Annotated in this window: 12 protein-coding genes and 1 pseudogene; 6 read left to right on the top strand and 7 right to left on the bottom strand. The window is 64.7% G+C overall.

The genetic code is table 11. From position 1 onward, the window contains the following. Window positions 1-61: 61 nt before the first annotated feature. From ACFXS9_RS31010 to ACFXS9_RS30985, 6 genes are all read right to left on the bottom strand, one after another. A complete protein-coding gene (locus tag ACFXS9_RS31010) occupies window positions 62-844 on the bottom strand; it encodes a TIGR02186 family protein (protein WP_065743935.1) in 783 nt (260 codons plus the stop codon). After that, entirely contained in the window at window positions 841-1,767 is a 927-nt protein-coding gene (locus ACFXS9_RS31005) for a sulfite exporter TauE/SafE family protein (protein ID WP_392695531.1), read from the bottom strand. The genes ACFXS9_RS31010 and ACFXS9_RS31005 overlap by 4 nt, the downstream gene beginning before the upstream one ends. Window positions 1,768-2,048: 281 nt before the next feature. After that, window positions 2,049-2,708 (bottom strand): hypothetical protein, encoded by a 660-nt coding sequence (locus ACFXS9_RS31000; RefSeq protein ID WP_392695528.1) that lies wholly within the window; start codon window positions 2,706-2,708, stop codon window positions 2,049-2,051. Window positions 2,709-2,902: 194 nt separating this feature from the next. Further along, window positions 2,903-4,036, bottom strand: coding sequence for a tetratricopeptide repeat protein (locus ACFXS9_RS30995; protein WP_392695526.1), 1,134 nt, complete (start codon window positions 4,034-4,036; stop codon window positions 2,903-2,905). Beyond that, window positions 4,027-6,330, bottom strand: a complete 2,304-nt coding sequence (locus ACFXS9_RS30990; RefSeq protein WP_392695524.1) for a hypothetical protein — start codon at window positions 6,328-6,330, stop codon at window positions 4,027-4,029. Before ACFXS9_RS30990 ends, ACFXS9_RS30995 begins: the two co-directional genes overlap by 10 nt. A 186-nt stretch (window positions 6,331-6,516) precedes the next feature. Next, the gene (locus ACFXS9_RS30985; RefSeq protein ID WP_392695521.1) at window positions 6,517-7,113 is read right to left on the bottom strand and encodes a PadR family transcriptional regulator; all 597 of its coding nucleotides are present in this window, start codon (window positions 7,111-7,113) and stop codon (window positions 6,517-6,519) included. Between the two features lie 125 nt (window positions 7,114-7,238). Here ACFXS9_RS30985 and ACFXS9_RS30980 point away from each other — a divergent pair, with 125 nt between their 5' ends. The 4 genes from ACFXS9_RS30980 (at window position 7,239) to ACFXS9_RS30965 (ending at window position 13,245) form a co-directional block, all read left to right on the top strand. Beyond that, window positions 7,239-7,625: a nuclear transport factor 2 family protein gene (locus ACFXS9_RS30980; RefSeq protein ID WP_392700113.1), complete on the top strand. Its 387-nt coding sequence runs from the start codon at window positions 7,239-7,241 to the stop codon at window positions 7,623-7,625. Window positions 7,626-7,816: 191 nt separating this feature from the next. Next, complete coding sequence (locus ACFXS9_RS30975; protein ID WP_392695518.1) at window positions 7,817-9,607, top strand: acyl-CoA dehydrogenase C-terminal domain-containing protein; 1,791 nt, start codon at window positions 7,817-7,819, stop codon at window positions 9,605-9,607. Window positions 9,608-9,669: 62 nt separating this feature from the next. Next, the gene (locus tag ACFXS9_RS30970; protein WP_392695515.1) at window positions 9,670-10,878 is read left to right on the top strand and encodes an acetyl-CoA C-acetyltransferase; all 1,209 of its coding nucleotides are present in this window, start codon (window positions 9,670-9,672) and stop codon (window positions 10,876-10,878) included. Window positions 10,879-11,031: 153 nt separating this feature from the next. Then, window positions 11,032-13,245, top strand: coding sequence for an FAD-dependent oxidoreductase (locus ACFXS9_RS30965; protein ID WP_392695512.1), 2,214 nt, complete (start codon window positions 11,032-11,034; stop codon window positions 13,243-13,245). 217 nt (window positions 13,246-13,462) lie between these two features. On the opposite strand, the pseudogene gstA reads toward ACFXS9_RS30965, so the two are convergent. Beyond that, window positions 13,463-14,076, bottom strand: a pseudogene (gene gstA / locus ACFXS9_RS30960) (glutathione transferase GstA). Between the two features lie 122 nt (window positions 14,077-14,198). Between gstA and ACFXS9_RS30955 the strand changes: the two are divergent. Next, a complete protein-coding gene (locus ACFXS9_RS30955; RefSeq protein WP_213285562.1) occupies window positions 14,199-14,687 on the top strand; it encodes a MarR family winged helix-turn-helix transcriptional regulator in 489 nt (162 codons plus the stop codon). A 96-nt stretch (window positions 14,688-14,783) separates the two neighbouring features. Then, window positions 14,784-16,154 carry a glutamate--cysteine ligase gene (locus ACFXS9_RS30950; protein WP_392695508.1) on the top strand — a complete coding sequence of 457 codons (1,371 nt, stop codon included), beginning with the start codon at window positions 14,784-14,786 and terminating at the stop codon, window positions 16,152-16,154. The last annotated feature ends 45 nt before the right edge of the window (window positions 16,155-16,199 follow it).

Raw genomic sequence — 16,199 nt, 5'->3', positions numbered from 1 at the left:
GCGATGGACCCCGGACCAGCAGCGCATCACTTCGTGCTGCGCAGCATCCGGGGAACGTCCCTCAATCCTTCCGGAACACGATCGATGCCATCCATCCCGTCATCAGCGCCATGAACGCAGTGACGAGCCCATAGACAAATCCGTTCTGGCGCGCGGTAGTCGCGACGAACTGTTCAAAGCCGACTTTCACGATTTCAAACGCAGTGTCGGTCTTGGCCACCAGCGCGCCTTCGGCGAACAGCTTGATCTCGACATTATAGAGACCGATCGGCACTTCCGCAGGCAGCGGAATGCCGGTGCGGAACAGCGTCGGCGTCAGGAATGTCACCGCCGAGGTCTCCTCGCGATAGAGGCCGTGCTGCTTGCGCAGCCGCACGAAGGCGCTGCGGAACGCATCGTCCGGCACGACGTCGGCGTAGTCGGGCCCGACGCGCTGGGTGAGCAGCACGTTGTTCAGCCCGAGCTGCTGCCGCCGCTGCACCTCGGGCGATGCGATGGCGTCGAACGGGCGGTTGGAAAACAGCGCCAGGTAGGTCGGCACTTGGAGGAACTGCCGGGAGTCGGTGTTGATCCAGATCCCGAACCGGCGCTCCTTGCGGCGCGTCACCATGTCGGCGCGCGGGCCGGCAACCGTCACCACGAGATCGTAGGTGCGGTTGGCCGGCGTGGTTGCGTCCTTCTCGACCGAACCGAACAGCACCAGCTCCTCGCCGGAATAGTTCGGCGTCACGGTGACGCGATGGTTCGACACCGAAACGATTAGCCGTTCGGCCCGAACCGGCGACGCCGCGAGCACCGCGGCCAGCGCAAGCCATCCGAGCGTGCGGGCGAGGCGTGCGGTCATCCCGTCACTCCTGTTTCCCGCACGGTGAAGAGATCCTCGGGCCGGATCACCAGTTCAACGGCGAAACGAATGCCCACGGCGAGAACCAATAGCCCGAGCAGCAGCCGCAAATGCTCGCCGCGGATTTTCTGCCCGGCGCGGGCACCGAACTGGGCGCCGGTGACGCCGCCGACCATCAGGATGAGCGCCAGCACCGCATCGACCAGATGATTGGTCACGGCATGCAGCATGGTGGCGAACACCATCGTGACCAGGGTGAGCACCATCGACGTGCCGATCACGGTCGAGGTCGGCACCCGCAGCACATAGATCAACAGCGGCACCAGGATGAAACCGCCGCCGATCCCCATCACGGCACCGATGAAGCCAATGGCCAGGCCGATCACGACGACCGGAATGACGGACAGATAGATTTTCGAGCGCTTGAAGCGCATCTTCAAGGGCAGGCCATGAATCCAGACATGGCTGCCCGGGCGGCGCGTGGTGATCGGACCGCCGCGGCGGGCCCTGAGCAGCGCCCGCAGGCCTTCCCAGAACATCAGGCCGCCGACGGTGGTCAGCAGGATCACGTAAGATGTCGCGATCATGAGATCGAGCTGACCGAGCGAGCGCAGCAGCGTGAAGGTCCAGACCCCCAGCGCCGTGCCCAAACTGCCGCCGCTCAGCAGCACCACCGCCAGGACCGGATCGATGGCGCGCCGCCGCCAGTAGGAGATCGCGCCGGAGAACGAGGACGCCGCGATGTGGCTGGCGACCGAGGCGACCGCGACCGCGGGCGCAATGCCGACGAAGATCAACAATGGCGTCATCAGGAAGCCGCCGCCGATCCCGAACATGCCGGAGACGAACCCGACCGCCGCGCCCATCGCCAGGATGAGGAAAACATTGACCGGAATGTCGGCGATCGGGAGGTAGAGCTGCACGCGCGTCCGCTTTTGTAGCTTTGCCGCAAGAGACGGCCGAGGGGCCGCTCAGGGCATGGTTTCTCTTGTCTTTGCCGGCAGTGGAAATCCGGTTCGCGCATGCACCTTTGCGTGCGCAGGGCCGGTTCCCGCGCCTTTGCATAACTGAATTCGGCAGCGTGAGGGACTAAAAATGCCCGGGAAGGCAAATTTTTGCCGTACGTGCGCGTGTCTCAGGACGTTGAAACGCTGTTACAAAATCTGGAAAGCCGGTCTGTTCGTGGGGCCGGCACTCGGCCGGCTCAGGGCGTTCCGAGCGGGTCGGTGACGAGGTTCATCGCCAGCGCCTGCTTGGCGCTGAGCCAGCGAATGTCCCTGGTCTCGGACATCGCTTCCACGATCGAGGATGAAACCCCCATTTTGGTCATGTAGCCCAACACCGCGCCTGATATCCGCTGGGCCTCTGCGACGGGATCGTTCACGGGCCTGGTCGTGACAAACCGATGAACGCCCAATGCCGAGCCCAATACGCCGTAGCGAGCCTTGCCGCCGGCATAGGCCAGCACGCAGGCGCTGGCGCAGTAACCGGGCTTGATGCGGCCCGTAGCGTCGGCGCTGCCGACCGCTGTCGCTAGCCCCCGCGATCGGATGATCTCGCCCATGATCACGGCCTGGTTCAAATCACCGCCGGGGGAGGCCAACAAGACGATGTCACCGGGTGCGAGGTTGGCCTGGTCCAGCCTGCCGCGAAACCAGCTCGCCGCAGCGGGGCCGATCGTGCCGCTGACGAACAGGGCGCGGCGCCCCCGGCTCGAACCGTCGAGGTGGAGCGTATCGATCACCTGTGATGTCAGGCTTGGCGAGACGTACTGGTCCTTCCAGTAGTGCCAGGCCTCCGGTTGCGACAGGTCCCGGTAGGCGCGAATGCAGACGCCGGCAACCAGCAGGATGAAGATTGCCACCGTCCAAAACTGCCATTGGCGCCGGGGCGGCCGGGGCGGCGGCGCCGGCGCCTGACCGGGCGGGAGGCGCGGTGGCGCAACCGCAGGGCCCGTCGGCGAGCGGCGGAGGCGATTTTCCCCGTCCTGTCTGTCGTCGGCTGACAATCGATCCTCTTTGCAAGCCGGACCCGTTCAGGATCAAGCTGGCCAGAGCACTAGTACGAATTTATGGCCGGGGATATGGCGGCGATGCCGCGGTAAGCGCTTAGTGAACGGCGGCGGTGCGCTTGGTCGCAGCCGGTTTGGCGGCGGGCTTGCCCGTGGCAGGTGCGGGGGCCGAGATCCCAGCCGCCGGCGGGTGAGGCCACGTTAACGGCCTCGTCGGGCTGCGGCTCCACGGTGAAGGTCTGGATCGCAAGCTTGGCCGCTGCCAGCGACTGGGCGTCGAGGCGCTTGGCAACATCGTCGCGCTTGCGGCCGGCATCCGCATCGCCCTGGGCGGCCGCGAGGCTGAACCATTTGAAGGATTCGGCGAGGTTCTGTTCGACGCCGATGCCGCGGGCATAGAGGATGCCGAGGTTGAACTGGCTGTCGGCGACGCCGCGATCGGCGGCTTTGCGGAACCAGATCGACGCGCTCTTGTAATTGGCGCCCTTGCCGCCGCCATCGGCGTCGAGCACGGCCAGATTATGCATCGCCTTGGCGCTGCCGCGCTCGGCCGCCTGCAGGTAGTAACGCCGCGCGATATCCAGGTCCTTTTTCACGCTCATGCCCTTCTCGTAGAAGGTGCCGAGCCGGAAGAGTGCGGGCACCACGCCGGCTTGCGCGGCGCGGTCGTACCATTTGGCGGCCTCGTCGAGGTTCGACGCGACGCCCTTGCCTTCGGCAAAGCGCACACCGACCTCGTAAGCCGCGGCCGGGTCGCCCTTCAGCGCGGCGGCGCGCAGCACCGGCCCGCCGATACCATCGGGCAGCCGTTCGCTCGGCGGCACCGCGATCATCGCAAGCTTGGCGCCGCTGGCCGGCATCGCCGGGATCGCGCCGGTGATGTCGCTGGCCGTAACCGGGGATGTCGTGGCCTGCGGCGGAGCTGCGACCCGCGCGCTGTCCAGCGTGTTCGGTGCGGAAGAATTGTTCGACTGCTTCTCGACCGGCGTCGGCGAGATCATCGAGGGCGCTTGCGGCGCAGGGATTGCGGGTGCGGGCCTGGCGCTGCTCTCCGAGGGTGCCGGGGCCTGCGCCGGTGCGGCCGGTTCGCTGGACTGTTCCATCATCGGCAGTTGCAGCACGCTGCCGGTATCGAGCAGCGTCATCGCCATCTTGAAGGTGCCGAGCACGATCACGACCACGCTCGCGCCGACCAGCAGCGAGCGGATCTTGGTGGAAATGGCCGAGGGTTCTTGTCGCCGGCCTTGGCCTTGTCGCCGCCCTTGTCCTTCGATGCGGCCTTCGCAGCCGAACGTCCGGCTTTCTCGGGCGGGGGCGCGGCGGCTGCGGCCTGCGCGGCGCGGCGCGCGGCGGCAATGAAGCTCGATGAGCTGACCGGCTCCTTCGGTGCGGAAGCAATCTCGCTGATCGCGTTTTCGGAAGCGGCGATCCGTTCCGATGGCGAAGCGACGCGCGGCGGCGGCCGCGTGCCGGGCTCGAGCGGATGATCCGGCGGCAATTCCGGCGCGATCGCGGCGCGCGGTGCGGCAGCATGCGGCTCCAGGATTTCGCTGATCGCGCGCGGTGGTAGTGGCGGCGCAACCGGTGCGGCCGGCTGCAGGGCGTGGAATTCGCGCGGGGCGGCGGCAAAGGGCTCCGGAGCATTCCCCTGCAGCGCGGCAGGGTTCGGCAATTCCGGCTTCGTTTGCTGCGGATAGGTCATCAGCGGCGTGGTCGGGCGGGGCGCTTCCTCGCGCGTTTCGGCCGTTGCAGGCGGAGCGGCGGAAGTAGCCGGCGCACCGCGAACCCCGCGCAGATCGCCTTCGATCATCGACAGGCGATCGACCACATGGCCCAGCGTGTTGTGAACGGTCTCCAGCGAGTCCTGCGTGCGGCGATCGGTTTCCGACTGGCTGAAGCGGATATCGGATAGTTCGCGCTTGACCAGATCGACGATGCCGGGGTCCGTCGGCTGCGATGCACCGCCGGAATTGCGGTTGGATTCGGCGAGTGCGACCAGGCTGGCGTGCTGGCGTTCAAGAGAACGCAGAATATCGTGCAGTCCTTCCTCGACCCGTCCGAGGTCGATGGCGGGTGCGGCGGCGGAACGATCGTTGGAGGCTTCCAGGCGCTCCAAGAGATACGAGACGCGCTGTTCGAGATGGGCAAATGCCGACGCATTGTCGTCGCCGGCCGGAATGCGGTCGAGCCGCTCCGACAGCGAGCGCAGCGCGTTTTCGACATACTCCGAATTCTCGCTTGCGGCCGGCGGCTGCCGGGATTCCAGCGTCGAGGTCAGCGCGGCCAGGCGCTGTTCGAGAATACCGAAGGCATCGCTGTTGCCGTCAAAGCGGGAAAGTTGGTCGACCTTGGCCGACAGCGTGTGCACGTCGTCGGCGAGGCGGGCCAGCGCGTCGTTGGAGGCGACGTTGGAGACGATCCCGCGCAGCGCCGCGATCGCGCTTTCGAGCTGCTGCACTGTCGACGGATCGTCGTTCGAGCGCAGGATCAGGTCGAGCTTGGCGCCGAGATTGTGGATCGCCTCGTCATAGCCGGTGAGCTGCTCGGCCGGCGTCAGCGAGCGCAACGCTTCGCGGATTTCGCCGAGCGCGCGCTCGATGTTGGCCAGCATCTGGCCGTCGGTGCCGTTATGGCGGCTATCGTCGATGCGGCGGGACAGCGAGCGGATTTCGTTCTCGAGCGATTCGATCTCCCGGCGTGGCACCGCCTCGGTGATGGCCTGACGGATTTCGGCAAGCTCGCTGCGGAACGCCGCAATCGACTGTTCGACATGATCGGGACGCTGCAGCGCCTCGATCTGGCTCGTGATCTTGATCAGGTGCCGTTCGAGCGAAGAAAAGTCCGGCCCCGCAGGCGCGGCCTGCATCACTGGCTGCACAGATTTGGGCTGCGCAGAATGGGGCTGGGCGGCCGAGGCCGTCGGCGCGGCATTGCGCGGCGGCATCGGGCGCGGCGGCGGAGTATCGAGTTCGTTCTGGCGCGCGGCGATTTCGGCGACCGCAAAATCCATCGAGACCGGGCTAAGCGGCGGCGCCGGGCGATAGACCTGGGCCGCGGCACGCTCGACCAAATCGGTCTGGCGCTGCCTTTCCTGCATCTGCGCCTGGCGCGCCGGCACGGGATTCGAAATCTGCGACAGCCGCGCGTCCAGGCGCGAAATGGCCTCGTTGAGCTGGCGGGCCACCGTCGGCTCGCCATGAGCGGCTTCGCCGCGGGCTGCCGGCCGCGAAATCTGTTCGATCTGCTTTGTGATCGAATCCAGCCGCTGGTGAATGTCGGCCACGTCGGGGATCTGCCGGCCCGGCATCGCCGGCCGCTGACCGGAGGGCGCGCCGAAACTGGGCGGGGTCGGTTCGCCGATGGTGGAATTCAGCCATTCGTTCAGCGACATGCCGGCGCGGCGCGCAGCCGCCTCGGCTCTGTCGCGGACCGATGGATCGATGCCGTCAACACTCCACGATACGCGCGAATTCATGCTCTCGTCCGGTTCCGCTACGGCGCCCCACCCGCGCCATCAGCCTCCCCGCGCGTCCCACTGAAGAGACAATCGTATTTTCGCGCGGGTCGCCTGCCTCGGAACCGACTTTTCCGCGTTACGGTAAAGAAGGGGTTAAGGAATGGGGCGGTCGGCCCCAAAAGTTACCGGCCGGCCAAATCGGCGTCAGCCGTTGGTTTCGCGCTTGACACCTTCGATCGGCACGACGTTGGTCCGCTCCACGCCGGAAGACAGGGCCGACAATGCCTCGATCGCCTCTTCGCACCATTCCGCCACGGCGCGCTCGTGGGCGAGGCCAATGCGAAGTCCCAGCAATTTGCCGACATCGGCCGGCGGTGCCGTGCCGTCGGGGAAGCGCTTGTTGAGCAGGCGTTCGTAGCGGGCGAAGCGGTCGCGGTGGTGTTCCAGCCGCGCCATCAGATCGGTGCGCAACGGTTCGATGTCGACACTGTCGAGCGCGTAGAGCCGCACCAGGAGGTCGTCCTTGATCGAAGCCGGAACGCTCGGCCGTGCGGCCCAATGCCGGAGCGCGGCGCGCCCCTCGGGGGTGAGGGTATAGACCAGCTTGTTCGGCTTGCCGGACTGCACCACCTCGCGGCCCTGGACGTGGCCGCGGTCGCGAAGCTTTGTGAGCTCCCGGTAGATCTGCTGGTGGTCGGCCTTCCAGAAAAACCCGATCGAGTTGTCGAACGTCTTGGCGAGCTCGTAGCCCGTCATCGGACGTTCGGTCAGGCAAGCAAGGATCGCGTCACCAAGCGCCAAGACGCCGGCCTCCGGCTTTCATTGTCATTTGACATTATGCACAAAGTTGCATATGCGTCAACGCGCATAAGCTCCGGAAAGCCCATTCCCGGCGCCAGCCCGTCATCGCCCGCACAGGAGACATGATGACCATGAGCGGCCTCGACAAGTGGTACGGCTACATGAAGTCCCATGACACGGCGGCGCTATGGGATCTGTTGCACCCGGATGCGGTGTTTGAAAGCCCGGTCGTTCATACGCCGCAGCGCGGGCGCGACATCACCTTCAAATATCTGGCGAGCGCCGGGAAGGTGCTGGGCGGCCCCGGCTTCAAATACACAGGCGAATGGCGCAGCCCGAACGGCGCGGTCCTCGAATTCGAAAACGAGATCGAGGGCATCAAGATCAACGGCGTCGACATCATCACGTTCAGCGATGACGGTAAGATCACGCACTTCAAGGTGATGGTGCGTCCGCTGAAGGGAATCAATCTGCTACACCGCTTGATGGGGGAGCAACTCGCCAAGCAGTGACGAGGGGCGAGAGATCAAGGCCGTCACCATCCCCGGCGTCTTTATATGTCGCAATGGCTGTCGGGATATTTGCTGGCCTGGTCACTCCCTAGGACATCGCGAACCGGATAAGGTCGCTTTCCGGAACGCCGCACAGTTTTACGTCAAGCGCCGCCGCCAGCTTTCAAGCCTGCCCCTGCCGGGAGAACATCATGCCGATCTACAAAGCCCCCGTGGAAGACGTCACGTTCCTGCTCAACGACGTGTTCCAGATCGACCGCTACGACAATTTGCCCGGTTTCACCGACGCCTCCGCCGATGTGCGCGAGGCGATTTTGGGCGAGGCCGCAAAGCTCTCCGAAGAGGTGTTGCAGCCGCTCAATCGTGTCGGCGATCTCGAAGGCTGCAAGCGGCATGACGATGGCTCGGTGACGACGCCGAAGGGGTTCAAGGAAGCCTTCAAGCAGGTGGCCGAAGGCGGCTGGCTCGGTCTGTCGGCGCCGGCGGAATATGGCGGGCAGGGGCTGCCGGTGACGCTGAGCCAGGTCGTCACCGAATTCCAGAGCGCGGCCAACATGGCGTTCTCGATGTATGGCGGCCTGACCATGGGCGCGACGGCTGCGCTTCTGGTGCACGGCAAGCCCGAACAGAAGAACATGTTCGTGCCGAAGATGGTGGCGGGTCAGTGGACCGGCACCATGAACCTCACCGAGCCGCAATGCGGCACCGATCTCGGCCTGTTGCGCAGCAAGGCGGTGAAGCAGGCCGACGGCAGCTACAAGATCACGGGCACCAAGATCTTCATCTCGTCCGGCGAGCATGACCTCGCCGAGAACATCATCCATCTGGTGCTGGCGCGCATCGAAGGCGCTCCCGCCGGCATCAAGGGCGTGTCGCTGTTCGTGGTGCCGAAATTCCTCGTCAACGCCGACGGTTCGCTGGGGCAGCGCAACGGCGTGTCCTGCGGCTCGATCGAGCACAAGATGGGCATCCACGGCAATTCGACCTGCGTGATGAACTACGACAACGCCACCGGCTGGCTGATCGGCGAAGAGAACAAGGGCATGCAGGGCATGTTCGTGATGATGAACGAGGCCCGCCTCGGCGTCGCCGTGCAGGGGCTGGCGCAGTCCGAAGTCGCCTATCAAAACGCCGTCGCCTATGCGCGCGAGCGCCTGCAGGGCCGCTCGCTGACGGGCGCCAAGGAGCCTGAGAAACCGGCCGACCCGATCATCGTGCACCCGGATGTTCGTCGCGTGCTGCTCACCATCCGCGCCTTCAACGAGGCGGCGCGCGCCATGGTGGTGTGGACCGCGCTGAAGAGCGACGTCGCCCACCGCTCCTCCGATCCGAAGGATCGAGAGGCCGCCGACGACCATATGGGCCTGATGACCCCGGTCATGAAGGGCGTGATGACCGACGTCGGCTTCTCCAACGCGGTGCTGGCGCAGCAGATGTATGGTGGCCACGGCTATATCGCCGAGCACGGCATGGAGCAGTTCGTGCGCGATGCGCGCATCGCCATGCTCTATGAGGGCGCCAACGGCATCCAGGCGCTCGACCTGGTCGGCCGCAAGCTGCCGCGGAATGGCGGCCGCGCCGTGATGGCGTTCTTTGCCGAGGTCGCAGCGTTCGCCAAGGAGCACGGCGGCAATGAGGCGATGAAGCCGTTCGTCGCGCCGCTCTCGACCGCGCTCGGCCATCTGCAGCAGGCTACCGGCTGGCTGATGCAGAACGCGTTGACCAAGCCCGACAACGCCGGCGCCGCCGCCACCGACTACATGCAATTGTTCGGCCTCGTCGCCTTCGGCTACATGTGGGCGCGGATGGCGAAGGTGGCGCAGGACAAGATTGCGGCCGATGGCGCCACGCCCTATCTGACCACCAAGCTGGTGACAGGCCGCTTCTTTATGGAGCGGATGCTGCCGGAAACCCACGTCCATCTTGCGCGCATTCAGTCCGGTTGCGCGACCACCATGGAACTGGCGGCGGAAGCCTTCTGATTTTTCGCCGTTTCCCGTTCGATCTGCCTATAATATTATGATCCTCATACCAGGAGGGCGTCATGCCTGAGGCATATATCTACGATCACGTTCGCACCCCGCGCGGCCGCGGCAAGCCCGATGGCGCGCTCCACGAGGTCACGGCGCTGGCGCTCGCCACGGTGCCGCTGCAGGCGCTGAAGGAGCGCAACAACCTCGCTGAGGACGTCGTTGACGACGTCATCCTCGGCGTGGTCGATCCGGTCGGCGAAGCCGGCAGCGACATCGCGCGCTTCGCCGCACTGAAGGCGGGCCTCGGCGAAAGCGTCCCCGGCGTGCAGATCAGCCGGTTCTGCGCCTCCGGCCTCGACGCCGTGAATTTTGCCGCCGCCCAGATCATGGCCGGCCAGCATGAACTCGTGATCGGCGGCGGCGCCGAATCGATGAGCCGTGTCGGCATCGGCGCGTCCGGCGGCGCCTGGCCGATGGACCCGTCGATGGCGGTGCCGTCCTATTTCATGCCGCAGGGCGTCTCGGCCGATCTGATCGCCACCAAATACGGCTTTTCGCGCGACGACGTCGACGCCTATGCCGTGCAGAGCCAGCAGCGCGCCGCCAAGGCCTGGGACGAGGGTCGCTTCAGCAAGTCCGTGGTTCCGGTGAAGGACGTCAACGGCCTCACCATCCTCGCCAAGGATGAGCACATGCGCCCGACCACGACCATGCAGTCGCTGGCGCAACTGCAGCCGTCGTTCACCGTCGTCGGGCAGATGGGCGGCTTCGATGCGGTCGCGATCCAGTCGCACCCCGAAATCGAGCGCGTCAATTACGTCCACCATGCCGGCAACTCTTCCGGCATCGTCGATGGCGCCGGCGCGGTGCTGCTCGGCAGCAAGGAAGCAGGCGCCAAACACGGCCTGAAGCCGCGCGCAAAAATCCGTGCCTTCGCCAATATCGGCTCGGAGCCCGCGATGATGCTGACCGGCCCGGTCGATGTCACCGAAAAGCTGTTTGAGCGTTCCGGCATGAAGAAGTCGGACATCGACCTGTTCGAACTCAACGAGGCCTTTGCTTCCGTCGTGCTGCGTTACATGCAGGCGTTCGAGATTGACAATTCGAAGATCAACGTCAATGGCGGCGCGATCGCACTCGGCCATCCGCTAGGGGCAACGGGCGCCATGATCCTCGGCACCGTACTCGACGAGTTGGAGCGCACCAACAAATCGACTGCGCTGGTGACGTTGTGCATCGGCGGCGGCATGGGGACCGCTACGATCATCGAACGGGTGTAACCGCGGTAGGGTGGGCAAAGCGAAGCGTGCCCACCATGGAATTCTCCGCAAGCGATAGTGGGCACGGCGCAAGTGCGCCTTTGCCCACCCTACGAGATCACAGACACAACCGCCGCGCCTGACATCGGCTGCCGGCACCGAGGGAGCAACGACATGGCCTTCAAGAATTTCAAGCTCGAGACCGACGCCGACGGCATTGCGCTCGTCACCTGGGACATTCCGGGACGTTCGATGAACGTGCTCGATGAAACCTCGACCACCGAACTTGAGGAGATCCTGAAACAGACCACGGCGGACGCCGCGGTAAAGGGCGTCGTCATCACCTCCAGCAAAGAAGCGTTCTGCGCCGGTGCCGATCTTTCCATGCTCGAGGGCATGAACAAGGAATACGCGAAAGTCTTCAAGGAAAAGGGCGAGGTTGCCGCCAACCAGATGCTGTTCGACCAGAGCCGGCGCTTTTCGCTGGTGCTGCGCGGCATCGAAACCTGCGGCAAGCCGTGGGCGGCCGCGATCAACGGGCTGGCGCTCGGCGGCGGCTTTGAGGTGACGCTGTCCTGCCACTACCGTGTTGCGGCTGAAAATCCCAAAACTCGCCTCGGCCTGCCCGAGGTGAAGGTCGGCCTGTTCCCCGGTGCCGGCGGCACCCAGCGCGTGCCGCGCCTGGTGCCACCGCAGGATGCGATGACGATCCTGCTCAAGGGCGATCCGGTCACCGTGGAGAAGGCCAAGTCGCTGAACCTGATCCACGCCGTTGTCCCGGCAGCCGACCTGATCAAGGCGGCGAAGGACTGGATCAAGGGCGGCGGCAAGGCGGTCGCGCCCTGGGACGAGAAGGGCTTCAAGCTGCCAGGCGGACCGGTGTTCTCCAAGGCCGGCATGATGATGTTCCCGGCGGGGAATGCGATCTACCGCCGCGAGACCTACGACAATTATCCGGCGGCGCGCGCCATCATGAGCTGCGTCTATGAGGGCCTGCAGTTGCCGATCGACGCCGCGCTCCGCGTCGAGTCGCGCTACTTCACGCAAGTGCTGCGCTCCAAGGAAGCCGCCGCGATGATCCGCAGCCTGTTCCTGTCGATGCAGGAATTGAACAAGGGCGCGCGGCGGCCTGCGAACGTGCCGCCGACCAAGGTGAAGAAGATCGCCGTGATCGGCGCCGGCTTCATGGGCGCCAGCGTCGGCTACGTCTCGGCCCGCGCCGGCCTCGACGTCGTCCTGATCGACCGCGACCAGGAAAGCGCCGACAAGGGCAAGGCCCATGCGCAGAAGGTGATCGACGAGCAGATCGCCAAGGGCCGCGCCAAGGCAGGCGATCGCGACGCGTTGCTGGCGCGCATTACCCCGACCGCGGACTACGCCGCGCTGGGGGATTGCGACCTCGTCATCGAGGCGGTGTTCGAGGACCGCAAAGTCAAGGCGGAAACTTTCGCCAAGGCACAGCAATATCTGAAGCCTGACGTGATCTTCGCGTCCAACACCTCGACGCTGCCGATCACTTCGCTGGCCGAAAGCTTCAAGGATCAGCGCAAGTTCATCGGCATCCATTTCTTCTCGCCGGTCGAGAAGATGATGCTGGTCGAGATTATTCTCGGCAAGAACACCGGCGATGTCGCGCTTGCCGCCGCGCTCGATTATGTGCGGGTGATCGGCAAGACGCCGATCGTCGTAAATGATTCCCGCGGCTTCTACGCCAACCGTTGCGTCGGCCGTTACATCGCCGAAGGCAACGAGATGTTCCTCGAAGGCGTGCCGCCGGCGATGATCGAGAACTGCGCCAAGATGGCCGGCATGCCGGTCGGTCCGCTGTCGCTGTCGGATGAAGTCGCCCTCGACCTCGGGCTGAAGGTCATCAAGGCGACCGAAGCCGATCTCGGCCCCAACGCCATCAACCCCGACCAGAAGAAGCTGATGGTGGAAATGGTCGAGAAGCAGGGCCGCCTGGGGCGCAAGAATGCCAAGGGCTTTTACGATTACCCCGAAAAGGGCAAGGGTCAGAAGAGCCTGTGGCCGGGACTATCTGCGCTGCAGCCCAAGCAGCTCGATCCCGATACGATTGATATCGAGGAATTGAAGCAGCGCTTCCTGGTGGTGCAGGCGGTGGAGGCCGCGCGCACGGTGGAGGACCATGTCATCACCGACCCGCGCGAGGCCGATGTCGGCTCGATCTTGGGCTTCGGCTTCGCGCCGTTCACCGGCGGCACGCTGTCCTATATCGACTTCATGGGCACGCGGAAGTTTGTCGAGCTCTGCCACAAGCTCGAGGCCAAATACGGCTCGCGCTTCACCCCGCCGAAGCTCCTCGAAGATATGGCGGCAAGCGGCGAGACCTTCTACGGCCGCTTCCCGCCGAAGAAGCAGGCGGCGTAAGCGAAGCTCGCGCAAATCTTTCGTCGTCCCTGCGAACGCAGGGACCCATACCGCGTGATCTATCGATAAGGCAGCCTGGCCGACGCCTTCTGCAACAACAGCTCCCTGGGGTTATGGGTCCCTGCGTTCGCAGGGACGACCACTGGAGGGAGCAGTGACACAGATGAAAGGGGCCGGATCGTCGATCCGGCCCCTGTCTTTTGTCTCTGTCGAACGTTTACGCCGCCTTCACCAGCCCTTCCTTGGTCATCGCCTCCTGCACCTTCGGGCGCGCAGCGATGCGGGCCTTGTAGGCCAGTAGGTTCGGCATATCGGAGACATCGAACTTCAAGCGGTCGGTCGCCCACATCAGCATGGTGAACAGGTAGCCGTCTGCGACGGTGAACTGCTTGCCCATCAGATAGTCGCGTCCGGCAAGCGCGGTCTCCAGATACTTGAACTTGCTCATCGCACGGTCCTTGAAGAAGCCCTTGGCGTCGTCGGCCAGCACCGGCGAGAACATCGGTCCGAGATTCTGTGCAGCTCTGTCGTGATGTAGTTCAGCCATTCCAGCAGCTTGTAGCGCTCGTCCGAATCGCGGGGTGGCGCCAGATTCTTGCCCGCCCTGTCGGCGATCATCTGGACGATAATCGGCCCTTCGGTGACCAGTTCGCCCGAATCGAGGGCGAGGGCCGGCACCTGGCCCTTCGGGTTGACCTTCAAAAAGTCGTCACCATTCTCCAGCTTCTTGGCGCGCAGGTCGACCTTGACCAGATCGTAGGGCAGACCGGCCTCCAGAAGCGCGATATGGGGGGACAGCGAACAGGCGCCCGGGGAATAATACAGTTTCATTGGATTTTTCGTTCCCTCGCAATTGTTGGCGGGCTGACTAAATGCATCTGCATGGAATAGTCAAGATTGATGCACCTGCATTTAGTGCGGTACACTGATGTGTGACAGATACGGACCGGACCATGAAACGCAAACCATCGACCGAGGCGACCGCCGCCTGGATCCGCCTGATGCGGGTGCAGAGCCGGGTGCTCGATGCCGTCGAACAGGATTTGAAGAAAGCGGGCTTTCCGCCGCTGGCCTGGTATGATGCGCTATTGGAACTGTCGCGCGCCCCCTCCGGCGAGATGCGCCCGGTAGAGCTGGAAAAGCAGATGCTGATCCCGCAATATTCTACCTCGCGGCTGATCGACCGCCTGGTGGACGAGGGCCTGGCGGCGCGGCGCGAATGCAAGATCGACAAGCGCGGCCAGTTCGTGGAGATCACCGAAGCCGGGCGCGAGTTGCAGAAGAAGATGTGGGGCGCCTATTCGGCGGCGATCGAAAAGCACGTCGGCTCCAAACTGTCCGATGCCGACGCCATGAAGCTTTGCGGTCTGCTCGACCGGCTGGGCTGCTCTTGCTCCGACGTCAAGGCGGCCGCTGCCCGCGACAGCGTGCCGGCGCGATGACATCTTTGATACGTTTCGTTGGTGCGGACGCCGCCGTCTGCACCCCTTCAGCCACACGGCGCGTTCGGTCGAATCGCCAGATATCCGGATTTTTTCATGGCGCGTGACCAGATCGATATGACGCCGCTGCAATCGCGTGACGAACTCGTCGCGTGGTTCGAGGCCGGCATCAAGCCGCCGTCCGAGTTCCGCATCGGCACCGAGCATGAGAAGACCCCGTTCACGCTGGAGGGCCGCCAGCCCGTGCCGTATGAAGGCGCGCGCGGCATCGGCGCGCTGCTCGAAGGCATGCAGCTCTTGCTCGGGTGGGAGCCGATCATGGAGAACGGCAGCATCATCGGGTTGTATGACGTCACCGGGGGCGGCGCGATCTCGCTGGAGCCGGGCGGGCAGTTCGAATTGTCGGGCGCCCCGCTCGAGAACGTGCACCAGACCCAGTCCGAGCTGATGGCGCATTTGGCGCAGGTCCGCGAGATCGCGACGCCGTTGGGCATCGGCTTTCTCGGGCTTGGCATGACGCCGTCCTGGTCGCGGTCGCAGATCCCGGTGATGCCCAAGGGGCGCTACAAGATCATGACCAACTACATGCCGAAGGTCGGCCAGTACGGCATCGACATGATGTACCGGACCTGTACGGTGCAGACCAATCTCGACTTCTCCTCCGAAGCCGACATGGTCAAGAAGCTGCGGGTGTCGATCGCGCTGCAGCCGGTGGCGACCGCTTTGTTTGCCAATTCGCCGTTCACCGAGGGCAAGCCCAACGGCTTCCTGTCGTTTCGCTCCGAGATCTGGCGCGACACGGATAACGCGCGCTCCGGCATGTTGCCGTGGGTATTCGAGGACGGCATGGGATTCGAGCGCTGGGTCGACTACGCGCTCGATGTGCCCATGTACTTCGTCAAACGTGGCGAGACCTATATCGATGTCGCCGGCTCGTCGTTCCGCGCCTTCTTCGAGGGCCGCAACAATTCGTTGCCCGGCGAGCGCCCGACGATATCAGATTGGGCCAATCATCTGTCGACGATCTTCCCGGAAGTCCGCCTGAAGCGTTATCTGGAAATGCGCGGCGCCGATGGCGTGCCGTGGGGCCGCCTGCCGGCGCTCCCGGCGTTCTGGGTCGGCCTGTTGTACGACAATGACAGCCTCGACGCGGCCTGGGATCTGGTCAGCCACTGGACCGCCGCGGAGCGTCAGGCGTTGCGCGACGACGTCCCGCGCTTCGGCTTCAAGGCCAGGATCAAGGACCGCTATCTGTTCGAGATTGCGAAGGAATGCCTGAAGCTGTCGCATGCGGGCTTGCGGCGGCGCAACCGCGTCGACCACTCCGGACGCGACGAGAGCCGCCACCTCGAACCGCTGGAGCGCATCCTCGAAGCGGGCCGCACGCCGGCGGAAGAGATGCTGGATAAATTCAACGGCGATTGGGGTGGCTCCGTGGAGCCGGTCTATCAGGAATACGCGTTCTGATTAAACGGGTTGCCTGGTCTTCGGGCCGTTCATCCGCCGTACAGG

The organism is Bradyrhizobium sp. RDI18, from assembly GCF_043203335.1.
GTDB lineage: Bacteria > Pseudomonadota > Alphaproteobacteria > Rhizobiales > Xanthobacteraceae > Bradyrhizobium > Bradyrhizobium retamae.
The sequence above is the reverse complement of the archived record's forward strand: the minus strand, read 5'-3'. Positions and strand labels throughout refer to the sequence as shown.